The organism is Pseudomonas serbiensis, from assembly GCF_030580745.1.
Taxonomy (GTDB): domain Bacteria; phylum Pseudomonadota; class Gammaproteobacteria; order Pseudomonadales; family Pseudomonadaceae; genus Aquipseudomonas; species Aquipseudomonas serbiensis.
In genome coordinates, this window is record NZ_JAUQOO010000008.1 from 146,863 (window position 1) to 170,228 (window position 23,366).

At 59.2% G+C, this 23,366-nt stretch carries 18 protein-coding genes; 3 read left to right on the forward strand and 15 right to left on the reverse strand.

Going from position 1 to position 23,366, the window contains the following annotated elements:
* Nucleotides 1-99: 99 nt before the first annotated feature.
* The 6 genes from Q6A51_RS12655 to Q6A51_RS12680 form a co-directional block, all read right to left on the reverse strand.
* Nucleotides 100-1,983: a methyl-accepting chemotaxis protein gene (locus Q6A51_RS12655; RefSeq protein ID WP_304574930.1), complete on the reverse strand. Its 1,884-nt coding sequence runs from the start codon at nt 1,981-1,983 to the stop codon at nt 100-102.
* Nucleotides 1,984-2,165: 182 nt separating this feature from the next.
* Nucleotides 2,166-3,407 carry an OprD family porin gene (locus tag Q6A51_RS12660; protein WP_201000139.1) on the reverse strand — a complete coding sequence of 414 codons (1,242 nt, stop codon included), beginning with the start codon at nt 3,405-3,407 and terminating at the stop codon, nt 2,166-2,168.
* A gap of 151 nt (nt 3,408-3,558) precedes the next feature.
* Nucleotides 3,559-5,298, reverse strand: a complete 1,740-nt coding sequence (locus tag Q6A51_RS12665; RefSeq protein ID WP_201017372.1) for an acetyl/propionyl/methylcrotonyl-CoA carboxylase subunit alpha — start codon at nt 5,296-5,298, stop codon at nt 3,559-3,561.
* Nucleotides 5,295-6,899 carry a 5-oxoprolinase subunit B/C family protein gene (locus tag Q6A51_RS12670; protein WP_304574931.1) on the reverse strand — a complete coding sequence of 535 codons (1,605 nt, stop codon included), beginning with the start codon at nt 6,897-6,899 and terminating at the stop codon, nt 5,295-5,297. Before Q6A51_RS12670 ends, Q6A51_RS12665 begins: the two co-directional genes overlap by 4 nt.
* An 8-nt stretch (nt 6,900-6,907) precedes the next feature.
* Nucleotides 6,908-7,666, reverse strand: a complete 759-nt coding sequence (locus Q6A51_RS12675) for a LamB/YcsF family protein (RefSeq protein ID WP_304574932.1) — start codon at nt 7,664-7,666, stop codon at nt 6,908-6,910.
* Between the two features lie 20 nt (nt 7,667-7,686).
* On the reverse strand, nt 7,687-8,919 hold the full coding sequence (locus Q6A51_RS12680; protein ID WP_201000135.1) for an NRAMP family divalent metal transporter: 1,233 nt from the start codon (nt 8,917-8,919) through the stop codon (nt 7,687-7,689).
* 252 nt (nt 8,920-9,171) lie between these two features.
* Between Q6A51_RS12680 and Q6A51_RS12685 the strand changes: the two genes are divergently transcribed.
* Nucleotides 9,172-9,837 (forward strand): GntR family transcriptional regulator, encoded by a 666-nt coding sequence (locus Q6A51_RS12685; RefSeq protein WP_074568805.1) that lies wholly within the window; start codon nt 9,172-9,174, stop codon nt 9,835-9,837.
* A gap of 96 nt (nt 9,838-9,933) precedes the next feature.
* Here Q6A51_RS12685 and Q6A51_RS12690 read toward each other — a convergent pair whose 3' ends face one another.
* The 9 genes from Q6A51_RS12690 to Q6A51_RS12730 all read right to left on the reverse strand — a co-directional run bounded on the left by Q6A51_RS12690 (nt 9,934) and on the right by Q6A51_RS12730 (nt 21,049).
* The gene (locus Q6A51_RS12690) at nt 9,934-10,272 is read right to left on the reverse strand and encodes a GlpM family protein (RefSeq protein ID WP_025261523.1); all 339 of its coding nucleotides are present in this window, start codon (nt 10,270-10,272) and stop codon (nt 9,934-9,936) included.
* A gap of 19 nt (nt 10,273-10,291) precedes the next feature.
* Complete coding sequence (gene aauR / locus Q6A51_RS12695; RefSeq protein ID WP_201017524.1) at nt 10,292-11,617, reverse strand: two-component response regulator AauR; 1,326 nt, start codon at nt 11,615-11,617, stop codon at nt 10,292-10,294.
* Between the two features lie 118 nt (nt 11,618-11,735).
* Nucleotides 11,736-13,631 carry a two-component sensor histidine kinase AauS gene (gene aauS / locus Q6A51_RS12700; RefSeq protein ID WP_201017369.1) on the reverse strand — a complete coding sequence of 632 codons (1,896 nt, stop codon included), beginning with the start codon at nt 13,629-13,631 and terminating at the stop codon, nt 11,736-11,738.
* 69 nt (nt 13,632-13,700) lie between these two features.
* Nucleotides 13,701-14,435 carry an amino acid ABC transporter ATP-binding protein gene (locus tag Q6A51_RS12705; RefSeq protein WP_025261520.1) on the reverse strand — a complete coding sequence of 245 codons (735 nt, stop codon included), beginning with the start codon at nt 14,433-14,435 and terminating at the stop codon, nt 13,701-13,703.
* Nucleotides 14,432-15,100, reverse strand: a complete 669-nt coding sequence (locus Q6A51_RS12710) for an amino acid ABC transporter permease (protein ID WP_201017523.1) — start codon at nt 15,098-15,100, stop codon at nt 14,432-14,434. The genes Q6A51_RS12705 and Q6A51_RS12710 overlap by 4 nt, the downstream gene beginning before the upstream one ends.
* Nucleotides 15,097-15,843: an amino acid ABC transporter permease gene (locus Q6A51_RS12715; RefSeq protein ID WP_025261518.1), complete on the reverse strand. Its 747-nt coding sequence runs from the start codon at nt 15,841-15,843 to the stop codon at nt 15,097-15,099. The genes Q6A51_RS12710 and Q6A51_RS12715 overlap by 4 nt, the downstream gene beginning before the upstream one ends.
* Nucleotides 15,844-16,035: 192 nt before the next feature.
* Nucleotides 16,036-16,950 carry a glutamate/aspartate ABC transporter substrate-binding protein gene (locus tag Q6A51_RS12720; protein WP_201017368.1) on the reverse strand — a complete coding sequence of 305 codons (915 nt, stop codon included), beginning with the start codon at nt 16,948-16,950 and terminating at the stop codon, nt 16,036-16,038.
* A gap of 365 nt (nt 16,951-17,315) precedes the next feature.
* Nucleotides 17,316-18,656: an aryl-sulfate sulfotransferase gene (locus Q6A51_RS12725; RefSeq protein WP_304574933.1), complete on the reverse strand. Its 1,341-nt coding sequence runs from the start codon at nt 18,654-18,656 to the stop codon at nt 17,316-17,318.
* Between the two features lie 26 nt (nt 18,657-18,682).
* Nucleotides 18,683-21,049 carry a TonB-dependent receptor gene (locus tag Q6A51_RS12730; protein ID WP_304574934.1) on the reverse strand — a complete coding sequence of 789 codons (2,367 nt, stop codon included), beginning with the start codon at nt 21,047-21,049 and terminating at the stop codon, nt 18,683-18,685.
* Between the two features lie 173 nt (nt 21,050-21,222).
* Between Q6A51_RS12730 and Q6A51_RS12735 the strand changes: the two genes are divergently transcribed.
* Entirely contained in the window at nt 21,223-22,173 is a 951-nt protein-coding gene (locus Q6A51_RS12735) for a LysR family transcriptional regulator (protein ID WP_304574935.1), read from the forward strand.
* 114 nt (nt 22,174-22,287) lie between these two features.
* Nucleotides 22,288-23,352 (forward strand): ABC transporter substrate-binding protein, encoded by a 1,065-nt coding sequence (locus Q6A51_RS12740; protein ID WP_304574936.1) that lies wholly within the window; start codon nt 22,288-22,290, stop codon nt 23,350-23,352.
* Nucleotides 23,353-23,366 lie beyond the last annotated feature (14 nt).

A 23,366-nucleotide genomic window follows, 5' to 3' on the forward strand; every position in this document is an offset into this window, starting at 1 on the left:
TGCAGGCGCTTCATCTTCATCGGCCTAAATACCGCCTTCCCGGATAAATCCGGTCCTACGGATTGTGAGCAGCGCCCCCGACACAGACCGCTTGCCGAGTTACAACTTGAAGGTATCGACAACACTCCTGAGCCGTCCGGCCTCAAAGTCCAGCTCACCGCAGGCTTTGAGGGTTGCATTCAGGTTGTCGGTGGCCTGGTGGTTCAACTGGCTGATCGCATGCACATCACGGGTCAGTTGATCGACGGCAGTGGTCTGTTCCTCGGTCGCCGCGGCGACTGTCAGGCACACGTCATCGATCTCGCTGATGCGTGACACGACGCTCAGCAGGCTTGCGCCAGCCTCGGTTGCCACCCTTACGCTCTGGCTGCCCATTTCATGGCTGAGGGACATGGTCTCGGCAGCCTGTGTGGCACCGTCCTGCAGCGCCTGGATCACTGCGCGGATTTCTTCGGTCGCATTCTGGGTGTGATGGGCCAGGCTTCGGACCTCGTCCGCCACCACCGCGAACCCTCGGCCTGCCTCACCCGCTCTGGCCGCTTCGATAGCTGCATTCAACGCCAGCAGATTGGTCTTGCCTGAAATCGTCGAAATGACTTCCAGCACCTTGCCGATATTGGCGCTTTTGGCGTTGAGGTCTTCGATCTGGGTGCGTGTCGTTTCGATGTTCTGTTGCAACTGACTCATCGTATCGACGGTTTTTTCCACCAGCGTACTGGTCCAGTCGATCTGTGTCCTGGCGCTGGATGCACCTCTTGAGGCTGCCGAGGCACTTGAGGCTATTTCCTGTGCTGCCGCTCCCAGTTCTTCGATAGCTGCTGCAACGGTGGTGGTGTAGCCCGACTGGTGCTCCGACTTTTCCACCGAAGAGTTGGACGCCGACAGGACTCGGCGGGTGGCTTCGTTCAAGGCCTGTGTCGTGGATGAAACTTCGGTGATGGAGGCATGAATCCGGTCGCCGAATCGATTGAAGCTCTCGGCCAGGTGTCCGAACTCATCCTGGGAGACAATCGACAAGCGCCGTGTCAGGTCGCCATCGCCCTGGGCAATGTCTTCCATCGCATGGTTGATCAGGTGCAGGGGTTTCATCAGCACGCGCATCAGCAATCCGAGCAACAGCAAGGTAATCAGGCCGGCAACGATTGTGGCGATGATTGCTGAGTTACGGAACGCCGAGATACTGGCCAGGGCCGCCTGCTTATCCAGCACGATGCCGATGTACCAGTCCTGTGAGGGCAGGCCTTTGACGGGGGTGAACAGGGTAAGTTTCGGACCATCCACCGACGCAGCTTCGACCAGTCTGTCGCTCAGCGTCAGCGTCTCTGCGGGAAACAGGTCGGCCAGGGTCTTGCCGATAAGCGCCTTGTCCGGGTGAACCAGTATCTTGCCGGCCTTGCTCACCAGGAGGGCGTAACCGCCACCCTCGAACACCTGCGCATTGATGGTCCGGGAAATGGTCTCGATGTTCAGGCTGGCACCCAGAACCCCCATGACGTGTCCGTTGGAGCGAATGGCGACCGCCTGAGTGATGATCCGGTAATCGATGCCAGCGCCGACGTAGGGTTCTGTCATCGCTGTGCCCTGATCGATGGCATCCTTGTACCACTGCCGTTCCCGGCTGTCGTATCCGGCAGGCATCTGTCGCGGTGGATAGATGTGGAAGCCGCCGTCACGGGTGCCGACATAGCCGGCAATGAACTGCTCCATCAGCACCTGGCCCTGCAACTTGCCGAGTATGTTTTCAGGCGAGGGCGCCTGGCCGATGGATTCGGCAACGTTCTTGATCAGAATCATCCGCCCGTCCAGCCAGCTCTGAATGTCATGGGCCATCGAGACCGAGAGTGCGCGGGTGCTTTGTTCGATTCTCTGTAGGTTGTCGTCACGCAAGCGAACGTCATTCAGCGCGGAAAACGCGCAAAACACTGTCATGATCACCAGCGCGGCGATCAGTAATATCTTCTGGTTGAACCTGAGATGTCTCATCACTGTTTCTCTGCGTACTGGATCGGTTGCACAACAGTCCGTCGGTTTTTGATTAATGTTTAAAGCATCCCTGCTATCGATAACTTCCGGGCGAACGGGGCCGCACGTGTAGAGGCCTACATGTGAAGTTTGCCGGTAAGTAACGTGGTTCTATATTTGAAAGCCTTTGAAGCGTGTCGGGTTTACCACAGGGCCACTGTGTAACTCAGAATCAGTCGGGTTTCATCCAGGTCATTGCCAAAGTTCGAGCGCACTGTGGCATTCCTGAGTTTGATACCGACATTCTTCAATGTGCCGCTCTGGATGACATAACCGATATCGGTATTGCGTTCCCACTCTTTACCCGTGTTATTGCCCGATACACGGACATTGTCACCGCTGACATACCGGCTCATGAAGGTCAGGCCGGGAATACCCAGTGCGGCGAAGTTGTAGTCATAGCGCAACTGCCACGAACGTTCTTCGATGTTGGCGAAGTCGTTGATCTGTACGAAGTTGACCAGGTAAGGGTCGGTATTGGCGATGTATGGAAACGGATCATCGCCGCTCATGCGCTGGTAAGCGGCACTGAACACGTTGGAGCCCAGGGTGTAGGAGACCATGCCGTTCGCGGCGCGGTTGTCGAGGTTGCGAAAGTTACCGTCCTCGGTGCTTTTCGAGTAGCGCAGGTCAAACTTCAGCGACTGCTGTGCAGCCAGCGGAATCTCGTAGACCACGCCACCAAAGAACTGCCGGTAGACGTTTTCCAGATTGCCGTAATACAGGCTGGTGCTGAGGGTCTTGCTGAAGTTGTAGGTGCCGCCGGCGAAGTTGAATTCATCACTGACGCCACCGATGCGGTTACCGGTGAAATCCTGATAGTTGGAGGAACTGTTGAACTTGATCTGCTCCAGCTGGCCGCCTTGCAAGACCAGCTTGTCGATATCCTTTGAGGTCAGCATCGCGCCCTCGAAGGTCGATGGCAGCAGGCGTGTGTCATTGCTCGACACCACCGGGCTGCGAAAGGCAAGAGAGCCGACCTTGAGCACGGTCTCGGACACCTTCGCCTTGGCTGTCAGTTCCAGTTTGGAGTATTCGCTCTGTGAGCCGCGGCCGTTTCTTGAACTGAGGTCGGCTGGCAGCAAACCCGTGCCACCGGAGCCATCGCCGCCATCGAGCTTGAAGCCTGCCATGCCGAGGGCATCGATACCCAGGCCCACTGTTCCGGCGGTATAACCCGACTCGAACCTGAGCATTGCGCCCTGCGCCCATTCCTGTGCCGAGTCGCGCCGGGCAGTGGGTGGGCCGTTGCGAAAGTCACGGTTGAAGTAGAAGTTGCGCAGATCGACACTGGCCTTGCTATCGGCAATAAAGTCTGCCGAAGCGCTCATTGGAATAACCAGCGCGCAAGTACTGACGAGTGCAAAAGTCTTATTGATCGACATTTTCGTTATGCTCCGAGTAATGGCAGATTCAATCGGTACGGTTTGTTTTTATAAGGAGTGCAACGTTGCCTGGAACATTTCCTGTGGGCAGCACGCAGCAACCGGGGGAATACCCGGTTGTGCGTAACTTGCCAGCAGAAAAACTATTGAATCAGAGTGTTGTTTCTATACGGCCAATTCTGGACTTGGCTTCAAAGTAACTACCGGGCTGTTGGGTGATCTGCAATTGACCGGCACACGGCGCCAGAATCGAAGTTTCCATCTTCATCGCTTCCATCACCGCGATAACTTGCCCGGCCTGTACGGATTCGCCATCGGCGACGACCCAGGTATGCAGATTGCCTGCGACCGGAGTAACGACCGCTTGTGGGTCCTGTGCTTCGGCAGCCGCGACACTTTCTGTGCCGGGTGCTGCCGCGTTCAGGCTGACGCTACGCAGAAGTGCTGCTGGCAGGCCCAGTTCGTGACGCTTGCCGTCGATCTCGACGAAGGTGCGCAGCACGCCAGAGTCGGCCGGTGCGGCACTGCGCGGAGCGATGGTCACTTTTTCGGCGAAATCAGTCTCGATCCAGCGGGTATGCACAGCGAAAGTATCGGTGGCGGTGAAGTCGTCATGGTCCATCACTGCACGATGGAACGGCAGCACCGTCGCCACACCGTCCACGTTGAACTCGGCCAGGGCACGGCGGGCACGGCGAATGGCCTGCTCACGGGTGGCACCTGTGACGATCAGCTTGGCGATCATCGAGTCGAAGTTCGGCGACACTCGCGAGCCTTCGATCACGCCGGTGTCCAGCCTCACACCCGGACCGGACGGCGTCTGGAACCGCTCGATGAGGCCAGGCGTCGGCAGGAAACCATTGCCAGCGTCTTCGGCGTTGATGCGGAATTCAAAGCTGTGACCGCGAGGCGTCGGCGTGCCCTCGAACGACAGCGGCAGGCCTTCGGCAACCCGTAACTGCTCGATGACCAGATCGATACCGCTGGTTTCTTCGGTAACCGGATGCTCCACCTGCAAGCGGGTGTTGACCTCAAGGAACGACAAGGTGCCATCCGCGCTGAGCAGGAACTCCACCGTGCCTGCGCCGACATAACCGGCCTCGGCGCAGATGTCCCGTGCCGAATCGTGAATACGCTGGCGCAAGGCATCGTCGAGATAAGGTGCCGGCGCTTCTTCGATCAGTTTCTGATTGCGCCGTTGCAGCGAGCAGTCGCGAGTCCCTGCCACCACGACCCGGCCATGGCGATCAGCAATGATCTGCGCCTCGATATGCCGAGGGCGATCCAGGAAGCGCTCGACAAAGCATTCGCCACGACCGAATGCCGTGACGGCTTCACGTACTGCCGACTCGTACAGCTCACTGACTTCTTCAAGCTTCCAGGCCACTTTCAGGCCACGACCGCCACCGCCGAACGCGGCCTTGATGGCAATCGGCAAACCATGTTGCTCGGCAAAGGCGACCACTTCGCTGGCGTCGTTCACCGGGTCTTCGGTACCGGCTACCAGTGGTGCGCCGACCTTCAGGGCGATTTTTCGGGCCTGGACCTTGTCGCCCAGGGCATCGATGGTGCTCGGGTCCGGGCCGATCCAGGTCAGGCCTGCATCGATCACTGCGCGGGCGAAGTCGGCACGTTCCGAAAGAAAGCCATAACCGGGGTGAACGGCGTCGGCACCGGCGCGAGCCGCGACCGCCAGCAGTTTCTCGATGTTCAGGTAGCTATCGGCAGGTCGCTCGCCGTTCAACGCATAGGCTTCGTCGGCCTGGCGCACATGCAACGCATCGATATCGGCATCGGCATACACCGCCACAGAAGCAATGCCATAGTCGCGGCAGGCACGGGCGATACGGACGGCAATCTCACCACGGTTGGCAATCAGAACCTTTTTCATTGCTTGTTTGTCTCGTCTGAAAGGGCAGGACGCACGGGCTCAAAGGCGCCCAGCGGTTTGAAGCGGATACGGGAATTGACCGGAATCTGACCGGCCAGGTCCAGGTGATAAGGCGCAACCACGCCGATAACCGGGTAGCCACCGGTCAGCGGGTGATCGGCCAGGAACAGCACCGGCTGGCCACTGGGCGGTACCTGAATGGCGCCGACGGTGGTGCCTTCGCTGGGCAACTCACCTTCGATGACACGTTCCAGTGCCTGATCGCCCGCCAGGCGAATGCCGATACGGTTCGACTGCGGCGTCACCTGCCAGGTCTGTTCAGCCAGCAAGGCCTGAGCTTCTGGCGTGAACCAGTCACTGCGCGGCCCCATGACCACATCCAGGGTGATGATCTGATCGGCGCGAGGCATGTCGAATGCCTGTTGCTCGGTCACCGATACCGCAGCCCCGCCCACTTTCTGCTGGAAGCCAAGACGGTCACCGGTCGCCAGCGGCGCAGGACCGACCTGAGCCAGGGTGTCGGTGGACAGGCTGCCCAGCACCGGCTCACGGGTGAAGCCGCCACGAATCGCCAGATAGTTGCGCAGCCCGGCAGTGGGTGCGTCGATGCTGACCCGATCACCGTCCTGCAAGGCGAAAGGTGTGTAGAGCGCCGGGAGCAGCAACTGGCCTTCAGCGGTACGCACTTCTATCGCGGCGGTGGCTCCTGTAATGGCGACCACGGACGGACCATGACTGATAAAGCTCAGGCCGCCCATGAGGATTTCCAGGCAGGCGCTTGCCGGATCGTTACCCACTGCACGGTTGGCGGCGCGCAACGATCCCCGGTCCATGGCGCCCGAGGCCGACACGCCTTGCCCGGCGCGACCAGGACGGCCGAGATCCTGAAACAGGGTTTGCAGGCCGGGCGAAACGATTTCCAGAGCGCTCCCGGTGACGGGAGACGCTGCCGGACGGCTCGGCACAGACACCGAAACATTCTGGACGGGCAGGGGACCGGCATCGCGAAAACGCACGCGATAACCCGGTTGCAGCAATGCCGGTTCATCACGTTCCAGATCCCACATTTTCGACTCGGTCACGCCGATGATCTGCCAGCCGCCAGGGCTGGCCTGTGGATAGATCCCGCTGAAGCCGCCAGCCAGAGCCACGGCACCTGCTGGAATACGGGTGCGCGGCGTACTGCGACGCGGCACCACGAACTCGGCACCGCCGCTGAGGTAGGCAAAGCCCGGAGCAAAGCCGCAGAAGGCTACGTTGTAATCGCTGCCGGTATGGCGCCGGATCACTTCCTCGACACTGATATCCAGTTCACGGGCGACATCGGCCAGGTCTTCGCCGTTGTAATGCACGGCGATTTCGACCAGTTTGCCAGCTTCGCGAACCGAGCCGTGGACGTTGCGCGAAGCGATTCGCGCAGCCAGCGTCTCACGGCTGATGGCGCCGGGCCGAAAGTGTACGAGCACCGTACGTGCGGCAGGAATGATTTCCTGCACGCCGACGATAGGCTCCTGCTGTAGCGAGTCGAACAGGGCAAGTGTCTCGTCCAGATTCGCCAATTCAACCAGGAGCGCGTCCAGGCTGACCGGATAGAAACGCATGATCCACCTCAGGTAAATGTGCGGATGGTGACGCCTGCTTCAAGCAGGCTGTTTTTCAGGTTGCGGGCGATGGCGACCGCGTCCTGGTTGTCGCCGTGTACACAGATCGAATCTGCCTGCAGATTGATCAGGCTGCCGTTCTCGGTCTCGATGACGCCATCGCGTACCAGACGCAACATGCGCTGGGCGATCAGTTCGGGATCGTGCAGCACGGCACCCGGCTTCGAGCGTGACACCAGCGTGCCCTCGGCGGTATAGGCACGGTCGGCGAAGGCCTCGGCCACGCAGGACAAGCCGGCCTCCGTGGCCCAGCCGATCAGTGGCGAGTTGGCCAGGCACACCAGCTTCAACTGGGGATCGATGCGCAGCAATGCCTGGATGACCGCCGTCGCCTGACGCTGATTGCCGGCAATGGTGTTGTACAGCGCGCCATGGGGTTTGACGTAACTCACCCGAGTGCCGACGCTGCGGGCCAGGCCTTGCAGCGCGCCGATCTGATAGATCACATCGGCAGTCAACTGGTCGGAGGGGACGTCCATGTTGCGCCGCCCGAAGCCCACCAGGTCCGGGTAGGACACATGGGCTCCGATGGCAACGCCACGAGCGGCGGCAGCCTCCAGGGTCCGCAGAATCCCGGCCGGGTCACCGGCGTGAAAGCCGCAGGCGACGTTGGCGCTGCTGACGATTTCGAGAACCGCCTCATCGTCACCCATGCTCCATGCGCCGAAGCTTTCGCCCAGGTCGCTGTTCAGGTCAATTGCACGCATCTAAATTATCTCCTTTGAAATCAGGCCGCGCCGATGAACGCAAAGATGGCACCTGCCGACTTGTAGGCCATGAACCAGGACAGCAGACAGGTCAGCACGCCAAGCACCAGCAACCAGCGAGGGTAGTGATAGCCGTCCATCAGGTCGGAACGGCGCCAGCCCACGTACATGAAAATGCTCAGGCCCAGCGGCAGAATCAGGCCGTTGAAACCACCCGCGAATATCAGCAAGGCTGCTGGTGGTTTGCCCAACACCATATACACCGACAGCGTTATGACAATGAAACCGACGGTGGCCAGGTTGCGCACACGCTCGGTGATTCGTTTCGAGAACACGGTGGTGAAGGACATTGTCGTATAAGACGCACCAATCACACTGCTGATACCCGCGGCCCACAACACCAGACCGAACATCATCATGCCGATATCGCCTGCAGCAGCATGGAATGCCTGGGCAGCAGGGTTTGCGCCTTTGCCCGACACGTCGATCACGACACCGCTGGCGACGACGCCGAGGATAGCCAGAAACAGGATGTAACGGGCAACACCGGTGACCAGAATGCCAGTCAGTGCAGCCTTGGATACCGCTTCGATATTTTCCACACCTACAGTGCCGCGATCGAGCAGACGGTGAGCACCGGCATAAGTGATGTAACCCCCGACTGTGCCGCCGACGATGGTCGTGATGGAGGCGAAGTCGATCAGATCGGGCAATACCGTTTGACGCAGGGCTTCACCCAGCGGCGGATGGGTCGCAAAGGCGGCGAAAAGGATCAGGCCCACTTTCAGTAGCCCCAGCACGATCATGATGCGGTCCATGGCGACGCCCGCCCGATGGGACGAGAAGATCCCGATGGCGAGCAGCGCGCTCAACAAGCCTCCCCACTTGGGATCAAGGCCCGTCAAGGCGTTCAACCCAAGGCCCGCACCGGCAATGTTACCCAGCATGAACACCAGGCCGCCGCATATCACCAGTACCGACAGCAGATACCCGCTCCCTGGAATGGCCGCGTTGGCCAGATCGGCTGCGCGCATTTTGGTCAGTGTCACGATTCGCCAGACATTCAACTGAACGACAAAGTCGATCAGGATCGAGGCCAGGATGCCGAAGGCAAACGCAGCGCCCAGAGTTGCGGTGAACGTAGCCGTCTGGGTCAGGAAGCCTGGCCCGATAGCTGACGTGGCCATCATGAAAATGGCGGCGATCAAAGATGCGCGCCGCGCTTTTGTAAACTCTTTGGTGGTCTGTGTCACGGCATGATTCCTACAGTGAGTGGTACCTTGCTTGAGCAATGAGCGTGCCAAGCTTCATTCAATAGCTCTGCGATGTAGGTATATCAAGGATGTATTGTTGAACAATCATATCTTCTTGAGTGAGCGATTTGCACCATATTGTTACCCTTTCACTCAAGTACGCTACTTAATGAAGCACGCGGCACGCTTATGCCTTGCCACGCACTAAGCTCTCAGGGAACATCTGCCGGTTTTTCTCATTCTGGATTTCTCATGAACGACGCTTCTCCCTCCCTTCCTCGCACGTTGGGAGAAACCATTACCCAGGAAATCCGCCGAATGCTGGTTGAAGGCGAGCTGGTGCCCGGCCAACGCCTGTCCGAAGCAGCACTGGCCGAGAGCTTGCAGATTTCCCGTAATACCTTGAGAGAAGCGTTCAGGGTCCTGACCCGCGAAGGATTGCTCAAGCACGAACCCAATCGTGGAGTGACCGTTGCAGAGCCCGATATGGCGTCGATCATCGACATCTATCGCGTGCGCCGTTTTATCGAATGCAAGGCCATCGCCCAGGGTTTTCCACTGCACCCCGGAGCATTGAAAATGCGTGAAGCGGTCGAGGCCGGGATGCGTGCCAGGGAAGCCAAGGACTGGGTGGCGGTCGGTACTGCCAACATGGTCTTCCACAGGGCCATTGTCGAGCTGGCCGACAGCCCGCGGCTGGTGGTGTTCTACGGACAGATATCGGCGGAACTGCGACTGGCCTTCGGCCTGCTCGACGATCCCGAATTCCTGCACTTGCCTTATCTGGACATGAATGCTGCGATCCTGCGCTGCGTCGAGGAGGGGCGTGTAGAAGACGCGACGGCAATGCTCGAAACCTATCTGGTGCAATCGGAGCGCACCGTTCTGGCAGCCTACGAGCGCAGCATGAAGCGGTAGGATTCATCCGGGAAGCGCTATGGCTGACGATGAAGATGCGGTTAGTGTGCAGGTTTCTTCCCGAATGAATTCGGTCCTACGGATTTGTGCGGGGCATCACCCGTGAAACCGCACCCATAACGTTACCAGCACGCTGGCGGCGACCAGCCAGGCCAGTGCGGCCATTGCCAGCGATACTTCCAGCCGCCAGCGGTCCACCATCAGGTACAGGGCCGCCAGGTAAACGAAGTAGGGAATGATCGACCACATGCCGAACAGAATGGTGGTTTTCAGGTCATCCAGCGAGCGGCCCTTGCCGACGATGTAGTGAGCAATCAGCGCAAAGGTCGGGAACAGCGGCACCAGGCCTGCAATGTAATAATTGCGGGTCTTGGCCAGTGCAGCCAGGATCACGACAACAGCTGCGCCCAGAAGGGCCTTGAGTAGCAGATCCACGATTTCTTCCCGTACGGTTTCAGGCTTGCAGCCCGTATTTCTTGACCTTGTCGAACAGCGTGGTCTTGGCCATGCTCAGTTCCTGACTGGCCTGGCTGAGGTTGCCGCCGCTGCGTTGCAGGGCTTCGCGCAGCAGGCTGCGCTCGAAGGCTTCCACCGCTTCGGCAAAACCCAGGCTCTGGCTTTCGGCGTGGTCGGATTTCTTGAACACCGGCAACCCCAGCGCGTAACGCTCGGCCACGTTACGCAGCTCGCGAACGTTACCCGGCCAGTCGTGGCTCATCAAGGCAGACGCCGTTTGCCGGTCCAGTTGTGGCGGTTCGCGGTCGAAGCGCAGTGAAGACAACTGCAGGAAATGCTCGAACAGTTGCAGGATGTCTTCGCGCCGTTCGCGCAGGGGCGGTAGCTCCAGGGTCACGACATTGAGACGGTAATACAGGTCGCTACGGAACTGGTTGGCCTTGCTCAGCTCATTGAGATCGGACTTGGTCGCCGCGATGACCCGGCAATCCACCTCGACGTTCTGGTTGGAGCCCAGCCGTTCCAGGGTACGCTCCTGCAAGACCCGCAACAGCTTGATCTGCAGATTGATCGGCATGCTTTCCACTTCATCGAGGAACAGCGTGCCGTTGTGTGCGTGTTCGATCTTGCCGATCCGGCGCTTGCCCGCACCCGTGAAGGCATTGGCCTCATGACCGAAGATTTCCGACTCGAACAGGCTCTCTGCCAGCCCGCCGCAGTTCAAGGCTACGAACTGATTCTTGGTGCGACGACTGAAGTCATGCAGGCAACGAGCGACCAGTTCCTTGCCGGTGCCGGTCTCACCCTCGATCAGCACATTGGCCGAGGTGTCGGCAATGTTGGCGATCAAGGCCCGCAGGTTCTGCATGGCCGGCGAGCGGCCGATGATCTTGCCTTCCAGCGAGTTGCGTTCGGCCAGTTGCTTGCGCAGTGCCCAGACTTCCCGGGCCAGCCCACGCTGCTCCAGAGCGCGACGGGCGACATCCACCAGCCGCTCCGGCGAGAAGGGTTTTTCCATGAAGTCATAGGCGCCGTCGCGCATGGCATTGACCGCCATGGAGATATCGCCATGGCCGGTAATCAGCACCACGGGCAGGCTGCTGTCGCGGGCCTTGAGACGGGTCAGCAATTCCAGTCCGTCGATACCCGGCAGGCGGATGTCACTGATGACGATTCCGGCAAAGTTGTCGCCGATGCGCTCCAGTGCCTCTTCGGCACTGGATACGCCTTCGCTGGTAATGTCTTCCAGCGCCAGCGCCTGTTGGCAGCCGAGCAGTACATGCGGATCGTCTTCGACGATGAGTACAGTCAGGTCGGTGTTCATTTTAGGATTACTCATGGTGAACGCTCAGGTCCTTTGAGGTGTTCGCGAATACCCACATCTGCAGGAGCGAATTCATTCGCGAAAGGCGCTATGAAGGTCGAAAGGCATATGGAAGACCTCATGAATCCGCCTCCACGTCCTTGACCAGCGGCAGCCACAACACGAAGGTTGTGCCGCCTGCCGGATACTCGGCACTCAGACTGCCACCTGCTGCTGCCGCGAGGCTGGCGGAAAGGGTCAGGCCCAGGCCCAGGCCCTGTTCACCGGGTTTGGTGGTGAAAAACGGTTCGAACAGATGCTTGCGGGCTTCGTCGTCGATGCCATGGCCGTTGTCGCGTACGAGCAAGCGATAGCGATCCTCGACCACTTCACCTGCAAGCCACAATTCGGGTTGTGGTTGGGCATGCATCGCATCCAGGGCATTACCGATCAGGTTGACCAGAATCTGCTCCAGTCGCGTCTGATCTATTCGCAGTTCGGCATCGATGAAGTCCTGATGCAGGTTCAGGCCAAAGTTTTCAAGACGGACGCTCAATAACTGCAAGGCTGCGTCCACCGCCTTGCTCAACTGCGCCTGGCCCTGATCGTTGCCGCGCCGGGCAAAGGCCCGCAGGCTGGCGGTTATGCGCCCCATGCGGTCCACCAGATCGTTGATGGTGCGCAGGTTGGTGCTGGCGGTATCCAGAGCACCGCGTTCGAGGAAGCGAACGGTATTGCCGGACAATGTGCGCAAGGCTGCCAGTGGCTGGTTCAGTTCATGGGCGATGCTGGTGGACATCTGACCGATGGCGGCAAGCTTGCCGGCCTGAACCAATTCATCCTGGGCCTTGCGCAGCGTGTCCTCGGCCTGTCGGCGCTCACGGATCTGCGCCTTGAGGCGTTCGTTGCTGGCGCGCAAGTGTTCGGTTCGTTCTGCGATCTTGCGTTCCAGTTCGTCGTTGGCGGCCTGCAGGGCCTCACGGGCCGCAAGCCGGGTGGAAATCACCTTGCGTCGCTCGTTCCAGGCAATCAGCAAAAAGGCCACCAGCGCACAGGCCACTGCGACCAGCATGCCCTGGCTGGCGGCTTCGCGGCGCAGGTCTTCGAGCGGGGTAAGCAGAGTCAGGTGCCAGGGCGTATCGCTCAGTTGCCGGGTCTGGGCCAGATAGCTGACTTGCGTGTGCTCCTTATCAACACTGACATTGGCGGGGAAGGTGAGCTTTTCAACACCTTCGGCCAGGGTTTCGCGTTCCAGTGGCACCAGTTCGTTCAGCGGCCACCAGTAATATTGCAGACTGCGCGCCAGACGTTCCTTGATGGTCGGGTTCAGTGGGCGCACCGACTTCAGACGTCGGGCCGGGTCGCTGGACAGGATGATGATGCCGTTTTCATCGCTGACAAAGGCCTCCATACGCGCCCGCTGCCAGCGTTCTTCCAACGCTTCCAGTCGAACCTTGATGACGGCGACGCCAATGATCCGGCCTCTTTCCTCCAGCCCGTGGGCCAGGTAATAACCGGATTCGCCCACGGTGGTGCCGATGCCGTAGAAGCGGCCGGGCAAGCCACGCACGGCATCCTGAAAATAGGCGCGGAACGACAGGTCTTCACCCTGATAGCTGTCAGCATCACGCCAGTTGCTGGTCGCCAGCACTCGTCCGGTGGTGTCCATGACGTAAATGGCACGGCTGCGACTGCGGCGGTTGAGGCCTTCAAGGTAACTGTTGACCTTGCCTTGCAGGTCGGGCGTCGGGTTTCTCAGCAGTTGTGAAACGCTGGACTCAAGCTCCAGGACGCTGGGCAGGTAGGTGTACTTGTTGATTTCACTTTCGACCGTACGGGCATGTAACTCCAGCTGGCGTTCGCCATTTTCGCTGAGGTTCTTGATGCCGTGGGTCTCGCTGAATAAATAAGCGATGTAGCCCAGGCCGATCATCAGCATGAGGATCAGCGGAGGCAGAAACAGTTGGCGTATCAGACGGGGTTTCACGGCGAGTGATGGCGGCGCAGCGCTATAGATATGAGGGTCGCATTTCATCACAGTCGTCCTGAGCCGAACAGCTACCCGTGCCCCGAGAAACGGAGCATGGGTAGCGAACGGTATTCCTTAGTGCTGGAGGATCTTGGCGAGGAATTGCTGAGCACGTTCGGAACGTGCGCTGACATCACCGAAAAACTCTTCCTTGGCGCAGTCTTCGACGATCTGCCCCTTGTCCATGAAGATCACGCGATTGGCCACTTTACGGGCGAAGCCCATTTCGTGGGTTACGCACATCATGGTCATGCCTTCGTGGGCCAGTTGAACCATCACGTCGAGCACTTCGTTGACCATTTCCGGGTCGAGGGCGGAGGTCGGTTCGTCGAACAGCATGACCACCGGGTCCATCGCCAGGGCGCGGGCAATCGCCACACGCTGCTGCTGACCACCGGAAAGCTGGCCCGGATGCTTGTGGGCGTGGGCGGAAAGGCCGACGCGATCCAGCAGCTTGAGACCTTTCTCGGTGGCTTCGGCCTTGCTGCGGCCCAGCACCTTGATCTGCGCGATGGTCAGGTTTTCCACGATGCTCAGGTGCGGGAACAGCTCGAAATGCTGGAACACCATGCCGACCCGCGAGCGGAGTTTCGGCAGGTCGGTCTTTGGATCGGAGATCGACGTGCCATCGACCACGATGTCGCCTTTCTGGAAAGGCTCCAGAGCGTTCACGCATTTGATCAGGGTCGATTTGCCGGAACCGGACGGACCGCAGACCACGACCACTTCACCCTTGCTGACCTCGGTGCTGCAATCGGTCAGTACCTGGAAGTCCCCATACCACTTGTTGACGTTCTTGATGGAAATCATATGGCAAACCTTTTTTGCAGACGCTTCACCAGCAACGAGGCGGCAAAGCTGATCGTGAAATACACCACACCGGCGATGATCAGGAACTCATTGGCGCGGCCGATAATGTCGCCACTGGCGCGCGAGGCATTGAGGAAATCCACCAGACCGACCGTGTAAACCAGAGACGTGTCCTGGAACAGAATGATGCTCTGTTGCAGCAACAGCGGAGTCATCTTGCGAAACGCCTGAGGCAGGATGATCAGGCGCATCATTTGCCCGTAGGTCATGCCCAGGGCCTTGGCGGCACCCATCTGACCCTTGGAGATGGACTGCACACCGGCACGCACGATTTCGCAGAAGTACGCGGCCTCGAACATCATGAACGCCACGACGCAAGAGGTGAATGCACCGATCGGCGTGTCTTCACCGGTGATCCAGCGCAGCACGAACGGCACCGCCAGGTAGAACCAGGTGATGACCAGCAGCAGCGGGATCGAACGGAAGTAGTTCACGTACGCACCGGCCACATTGGCCAGCAGCTTGTTCGATGACAGGCGCATCAAGGCCAGGATGGTACCGATGACGAGACCGCCGACGATGCCCAGGGCCATCAGTTGCAGGGTCATGACCATGCCGTTCCACAGGCCCGGAATGGCTGGAATGATTCCACTGAAGTCCATTATTTACCCCCCAGGGAAATCAGGCCCGGCACTGCGACTTTCTTCTCGATCAGACGCATCAGCAACATCAGGCTCATGTTCAGGGTGAAGTAGATCAGTGTCGCCAGAGTGAACGCTTCAAACAGGTTCGCGGAGAACTCGGCGGTCTGCTTGGTTTGTGCCAGCAGTTCCATCAGACCGATCAGCGACGCCACCGACGAGTTCTTGAACACGTTCAGGAATTCGGAGGTAAGTGGCGGAATGATGATCCGGTAAGCCTGTGGCAGCAGCACGTTCCAGTAGATCTGCGGCAGTTTGAAACCCATGGCGCGGGCCGCGGACTCCTGGCCTTTTGGCAGGGCCTCGATACCGGTACGCACTTGTTCACAAACCCGTGCAGCGGTGAACAGACCCAGGCAGACCACGACGCTCAGGAATGCTGAAGTAGTCGGGTTGAGGTCTTGCTTGTACCACTCCTGCAGGTTTTCAGGCAGCAGGTCGGGCACCAGGAAGTACCAGATGAACAGCTGCACCAGCAGTGGCACATTACGGAAGATTTCCACGTAGATCGTGGCGATGCCAGCCACCAGACGGCTTGGCACAGTACGCATGACACCGAGTATGGAACCCAGTATCAAGGCGATGATCCAGGCGGCAACGGCAATGGCGATGGTCCAGCCCAGACCGGAAATGAACCAGTCCAGATAGGTTTCGCTGCCGACACCGGTGGACTTGAAGAATACGCCCCAGTCCCAGTTGTAATTCATCAGGGTCTCCCCCTCTTGTTGTCGAAATGCACGCACCCGTCTCGCATGAATCCGTTCGAGCCCTTATGCACACCAGACCCGCCTTCAGACTCCGTCCTGGCGTTTATTGTCTGGGTACAGTGAGTGATGAGCGGTTTTCCGAACGGGCCGCAGCCTCTTCGGAAAACCGTGAGTTCACGGTGTGTCGGTTACTCAGGCTTTCTTGGCTTCAGCAGCTTTGTCGTTCGGTTCGGCGATCAGCTTTTTCAGCTCCTCGCTCATCGGGAACTGCAGGTTCAGGCCTTTTGGCGGGATTGGCGACTGGAACCACTTGTTGTAGATGGTGTTGATTTCACCGGATTTGTAAGTGGCGACGATGGCGTCATCGACAGCTTTCTTGAACGGCGCGTCGCCTTTGCGAACCATGCAGCCGTAGATTTCATAGGATTGCGCGGTGCCCGTCACAGCCCAGTCGGTCGGCTTCTTGGCCTTGGCCATTTCGCCTGCCAGCAGTGCGTCGTCCATCATGAAGGCGACGGCACGGCCCGATTCCAGCATCTGGAAGGATTCACCGTGGTCCTTGGCGGAGATCACGTTCATGCCCATCTGCTTGTCAGCATTCATCGCTTTGAGGATGCGCTCGGACGTGGTGCCGGCGGTGGTCACGACGTTCTTGCCTTTCAGGTCGTCGAAGTCCTTGTAGGACGAGTCAACCTTGGACAGCAGGCGAGTACCGATCTCAAAGATACCGACCGAGAAGTCCACTTGCTGCTGGCGCTCTACGTTGTTGGTGGTGGAGCCGCATTCCACGTCAACGGTGCCGTTCTGTACCAGCGGGATACGGGTCTGGGACGTGACCAGGTTGTACTTGACCTTCAGGTCCGGAATGTCGAGTTCTTTCTTGATCGCTTCAACGATTTTCAGCTGGATATCGTGGGAGTAGCCAACCGGGATGCCGGAAGCATCGGCAATGTAGGAAAACGGGATGGAGGCGTCACGGTGACCGAGGGTGATGGTGCCCGATTCTTTGATCTTCTTCAGTGTGCCGGTCAATTCTGCTGCGAAAACTGGAGTGCTGATCAGAGTGGCGGCGATTGCTGCGCCCAACAGTTGGGGAACGATACGCATCGATGAATCCTCGAATTCGTTTTTATTAAGAGGGCTGCCAGTAGCAGGCCCGATTTCTCAGTGAATGCTTCAACGGCGTCCGAGCCAGACACACGCGACAGTCGAAGCTATCGACAAAAAGTGTAGAGCATGAGTCGTGCCAAGGATCTTTCGTGTATCCAAATATTTGATTTTATTAGGTTTAATTGTATTTTTTGTTGCGCGGTCGAGCTGCGGGCGTCCGGGTTTCCGAACTGAGGGTGATGGCCTGTTCGGAAAACCGAATAGGACGGATGGACGTGTCAAAGCGCAGCAGAAATGAAAAACCGTTGCAGCGATGCAACGGTTTCAGGGGACGCAGACATTAACGTCTGCCGGAGCAGGAATCAGCGGCTGCTATCGGCTGTTTTCAGTGTGTTGCCCGCGGGTACAACGGCGACCTCGGAGCGGGGTGTGCCGTCCGGGACCCAGTTGTAATTGACGGGCAGGGCGCGGTAAACCCAATTGCTGATGGCGTCGCCTGACGGAGCCTTGCCGTTGTAGGGGCTGACATACTCCCAGACGATTTCTCCCTCGCGGGTTACCTGAAAGAAGCGACCGTTCATGCCTTCATCGATCAGGGTATTGCCATTGGGCAAGCGGCGGGCACTGCTGATGAACGAGCTGTAGAACGCCCAGCCAGGCTGTCTTGAGTTGGCGGCAGTGTATTGCCAGACCACTTGCCGGGTAATCGGATCGATTTCCAGAACGCGGGAGCCGCTGTTCAGCCCCAGAGGTGCCGAGGGGTACCCCGCACTGCCCTGATTATCGAAGACCAGCACGTTGCCTGCGCCGGGTAATCCGGCAGCGATGATGTGCGCGTCATGCTGACCGACAAACTGATCGACGGGGCGTGGCACTTGCAGTGCTGTCTTGCGATCGATGGCGGGCAGGTTGGGGCCAAGATGCCAGACAACCTTGCCGCTGGCCTTGTCGATGATTGCGATGAAGTTGGCGTTACGCGAATCCACCACCAGATTGTCCGGGTGGAAACGCTTATCGCCAGCGTCGAACCATTTGTTGGGGCCGACGACGCTCAGGTTGTTGATGTGCAGATAGTCAGGGTTGTCGGTGGCATGCACCAGCTTCAGTTGTTCGGCGGTAAAACCGAACTCTTTCAGATGCTCGCTCGCCAGCCATTGCCATTTCACTTCGCCAGCAGGCGAGACTTCATAGATGACGTCATCGATCACTTGCGGCACCTTGAAGCCTGCGACCTTGTGTACTTTGTTGGCCAGCACCAGCGTATTGCCATTGCTCAACCTGCGTTGGTCATGATGCTGTTGAGCGGCCCCGCCCGGTGCCTTGTCGCCCCATTGCCAGACGACCTGACCGTTCCAGTCCAGTTCGCCGATGCTTTGATTGCTCAGGCCATTGCCTGCCGCACCGAGCTTGCCCGGATCTTTCTCCGAGAGTTGCAGCAGCACGCGCCCACGTTCGCCACCGACCAGTTGCGGGTCGATGATTGCGGAGGGAAAGCCCTTGTGGGGCCAGCGTTTTACCTCATTGCCATTCATGTCGATCAAGTGGGTCTGCTTGTCGGCACCCGAAAAGACCACATACTGGTTGTACGCCTTGGCGGGATCGTAAAGGGTCACGCCCGTTGGGTAGACACTCGGGGCCGCCTGGGCCGTGAGCGCAAACGCGGACACAGCCCCTGCCAGCCAGGCAGCTTTTGAAAAAGTCATGGGTTTACTCCAGTCAGTCCGGCCAGTCAGAAGTCGTAACGAGCAGTCATGCCCAGCGTGCGCGGCGTACCCAGCAAGCCGCCGTAGCCGCCGTTGGGTTCACTCCACAAGGTCGTGTAATAGGTCTTGTCGAAAGCGTTCTTCAGCCACAGCGAGACGTCCCACTGACCTTGGCCGAGATCTCCGCGCAAGCCGGTGCTGAGGTTGACGACGGCGTAGCTCGGGATCTGCGCGTAATCGGAGTCTTCAACAGTGCCCACGGCCTTGGAGCGGAATGCATAGCTGGCCGTGACGTACTCTTGCAGGCCGTTATCCAGATCCCACTTGTACTCGCCATTGACGTTGGCGATGTATTTGGAGGCTCCGACCACCTGATGGCCGCTCAGGTCGCACGAAGCGGGCGCGCCGGCCTGCAGGCTGACTTCGGGTGGGCAAGGCGCATCTTTATAAGAGGTGTAACGCACGTCGTTGTAAGAGCCATTGACGTTCAGCGTCAGCCCGCGAATCGGCAGAATGGTGCTTTCCAGTTCCAGACCGCGAGAGCGCACGGTGCCGGCGTTGGTCAGGTATTGCACGCGGTTGGCGTTGTCATAGGCGTTGGTCTGGTAACCGTTGACCTGGGTCCAGAACAGGTTGGCGTTGAGTTGCAGGCGACGATCCCAGAGCGTGCTTTTCAGGCCCAGCTCTGCGTTGTTGGCGCGCTCGGTGCCGATCAGCAGTGAGTCTGCACCGGCTGTTGGGGCCGTACCGACCGCCAGGTTGACCCCGCCGGATTTCTCACCGTGGGAGAGCGTGGCGTAGCCCAGCAGATCGTCGGTGAAGTGGTAACTCAGGTTGAGCATGCCCGAAGGGCTGGCGGTGTACTGGTTCAGGTCGCCCGACTCGTAGGCACCTGTGCGGGCATTGCGTGCGGTGAGGGCCGCGCCGGTAACAGTGGCACCGCCTTGCGGAGCATCGCGTTGCACCCAGGCATTCTTCTCTTCATAAGTGCCGCGAACACCGGCAGTGAAATCCAGTTTCGGCGTGAGGTGCCAGGTGCCCTGGGCGAAGAGGGCAAAGCTGTTGGTTTCGATATGGCCTTTGCCCAGGCTGTTGACGTTGGCCAGTGCGCCGGTGGCGGTGCCGTTCCAGATATCGGCCTGCGGGCCATAGTTGGTGAACGACTTGTTATCCAGATCGGAGCCGAAGTAGTACGCACCGACTACGTAATCGAAAAAGCCGCCGCCAGGGGACGCCAGGCGAAACTCCTGGGACCACTGTTTATCTTCCACCGATACGCCGCCGTTGTAGGAGGCCGATGCATTGAGGCCGTCATCGTTGCGCGGCGTGAAATTCCACCAGCGATAGGAACTCACGGAGGTCAGGGTGAAATCGTTGGCCAGCTTCCAGTTGGCTTCCAGCGAGGTGCCCCCTTGATGCACGGTCACGCGCTGGTCGCTGTTGAGGTTGACCTTGCGGTGCGAGCCATCCACCAGCGTGGCACCTGCTGCGGCAGCGCGGCTTTCGTAGCGGTTGACGCCGTTGATGGTCGGTCCGGTGCTGAACAGCGCACGGGTTCCGGCGCTGGAGCTTTCCTCGTTGTAGTCGGCAATCCAGCGCAGGCTGAAGTCTTCGTTGGGCTTGAACAGCAGTTGTCCACGGAAGCCTTCGCGTGAACCGCCACCGAGTTTGTTGCCGTCGAAGACGTTATCCAGATCGCCGTCGCTGCGGCTGCGATAAGCGGAGAAGCGACCGGCCAACTGATCGTTGAGCGGGCCGGAAATCGTGCCCTTGGTCTGGAAGTAGCCACTCTCGCCAATGGACGTTTCGATGCTGCGTTCCGGGGTAAAACCGGGCGCACGGGTATTGATGTTCAGGACCCCGGCCGTGGTGTTCTTGCCGAACAGTGTCCCTTGCGGTCCACGCAGCACTTCCAGTTGCTCGATGTCCATGAGGTCGAACACCGCCATGCCGGGCCGCCCGAGATAAACGTTGTCGATGTACAAGCCAACGCTGCCTTCCAGCCCGTCGCTGGCCGGGTTATTGCCAAGCCCGCGGATCGACACGCTCGACTGCCGGGCATGCATGTAGGCCACGTTCAGGCTCGGCACCAGTTGTTGCAGGTCCTGGATCTGATAGATCCGCTGGCTTTCCAGCGAGGCACCGTCCAGCACGCTGATCGGAGTGGGCACGTTCTGCGAACTTTCCTCGCGGCGGCGGGTGGTGACGGTTACGGTCTTGAGCCGTGTGTCATCCGCGGTAGCACCGCTGTCGGATCTGGCAGCGCTTGTTGTCGACGGGGTTTCAGCCGCGTGGGCAAGCGAAAAGCCTGCGCAGCCCGCCAGCAACAGGGCGAGCGGCAAACGCTTGAGTCGTCCGGCGGCGATCGGGGTGGCGGATTGTTGATCATTCATGTCGCGGCTCCTGTGATGCAATGCCAAGGTCGGTTATTCCTCTTGCACTACTAATATTCTTTTTAGTTATTTGAATATGTATTTATAAGGTTTTACTGAATAAGAGATTGCCTTTATAAGGAGTGCTACCGAGGCAGAGCAAATGCATTTGCCCGATACTTTTTATGTGAAAAATGCATATCGACCTTCGCCAACTCCGTCACCTGCTTGCTCTGGCCGAGCATCGAAGCTTTGTCGCCGCTGCTGTGGCGGTGAACCTGTCGCAATCTGCTTTCAGTCGCAGCATCCAGGCGCTGGAGCACAGCGTCGGCTGCCAGTTGATTGATCGGGTCAGCAAGGACCTGACGCCGACCCAGCAAGGGCAGGTGGTGCTTGAGCACGCGCGGCGTCTGGTCAGTGGTGCCAGGCAACTGACCAGCGAGATCAGCCAGTTCAATGCGCTGGAAGCGGGCGAACTGCGTTTCGGTTGTGGGCCGGCGCCTGCGTCAGGTCTGGTGCCTCGTGCGATAGGCAGCTTCATCAGCCGCCTGCCCAAGGCACGGGTTCATTTTCAGGTGGACGACTGGCAGAGCCTGGGCAAGCGTTTGCTCAATGAAGAGTTCGAGTTCTTCGTGGCCGATACCCGGCAATTCGAGGCAGACCCTTCCTATGTCACGCACAAGCTGCGGCCGCGCAAATGGCATTTCTGCTGTCGCGCCGGGCATCCGCTGGCGCAGCGCGAGACGATTACCGCCAGCGAATTGCTGAGCTTCCCGCTGGCCGCGACCCTGCGGCCACCGAACCTGCGCAAGGTGATGGCCGACCTGAGCGGCCAACCGGACTTCGCGCCTAACGTCGAGTGCGAGAACACGTTCAGCCTGCTCGCCGTGGTGATGAGTTCTAACGCAATCGGTATCAGTGGCTCTTACAGCGATGCGCTGTACTACGCACGGCAGGAGCTGGTGCGTTTGCGTATCGAAGGTCTGGATGACCAATGTGAAGAGTTGTTCACGCGCTATGGCATCGTCAGCCGGGCCGGTTATCGATTGTCGCCTCTGGCGCAGGAGATGATCGAAGAGATCAAGAAGGTCGATCAGGCAGAGGACGTTGCCCACGAATCGTTGCTGACCAATCTGGCGGTGTGATGCCGCCTTGGTATGCAGGCCTTGCATATGAACTATTCAACAAATGCACTTGCTGAATATCCGCCCGGATCGCGAAATAACCGCTATTAGCCTGCACATCAACGGACCGACCCCATGAGCAAATCCATACGACAACTTTTCAAGCCCCTGCTGGGGGTGCTTCTCGCCGGCCTTATCGGCAATGCCCATGCCAGCGATGAGGCAGTGACCATCCGCATCGGCTCACCGGATCAAGGCGCCGGGAGTTTGCCATTCGTGCAAGGTGTGGTGGGGCTTGCGCACATCCATCAGCAGCTTGAGCAGGAATTTGCAGCGTCCGGGGTGAAGGTGCAGTGGCATTTCTTCAAGGGGGCAGGGCCTGCGGTCAACGAAGCTTTTGCCAACCAGCAACTGGACTTCGCCTGGCTGGGCGATCTGGCTGCAATCATCGGTCGCTCCAGCGGTTTGCAGACTCGCCTGCTGCTGGGCGCACGTGGTGCCAACATGTATCTGGCGGTGACGCCGCAATCGGGTATTACCCGGCTGACCGACCTCAAGGGCAAGCGCGTAGCAGCCTATCGTGGCACGGCAGACCAGCTTTCATTTGCCAAGGCACTGGAAAGCGAGGGCCTGAAAGAGCGCGACCTGCAAATCATCAGCCTCGACTGGGCCGCCGCCCGCGCGGCGCTGGCCAGCGGGCAGATCGATGCGACCTGGTCGGGCATGGGTGTCCTGGGGCTTGAGAGCAAGGGCATTCTGTTTCCGGTGAGCACCAAGCAGCTTTCCCGTCAGTCCACCACTCAGGCTGGGCTTGTCGGCAGCCAGGCCTTTATCGACAAGCATCCGGAATTGACCCAGCGCCTGATCAATGTGCTGGTCAAGAACGCCGTGTGGCTGAGTGATGTGCAGAACCTGCCGGCCTATAGCGCGTTGATGGGGGAAAGAAGTTCAACGCCTGCGGCCTTGTTCGAGCGGGAATTGAAAGGCGATGACCTGAAATTCCGCAACTCGCCGCGGCTGGACCCGTTCCTGAAAACCACCCTGCAAAACAGCGTCGAACAGGCCAAGACCCTTGGCCTGATCCGTCGCACTTTCGCGGTGGATGAATGGGCCGAGCCACGTTTCGTCGACAGTGCCCTGCAACAACAGAAACTGACAGATTTCTGGCCGGTATTCGATGCCGCTGGCAATGCACTCTGACCTGACAGGTAATC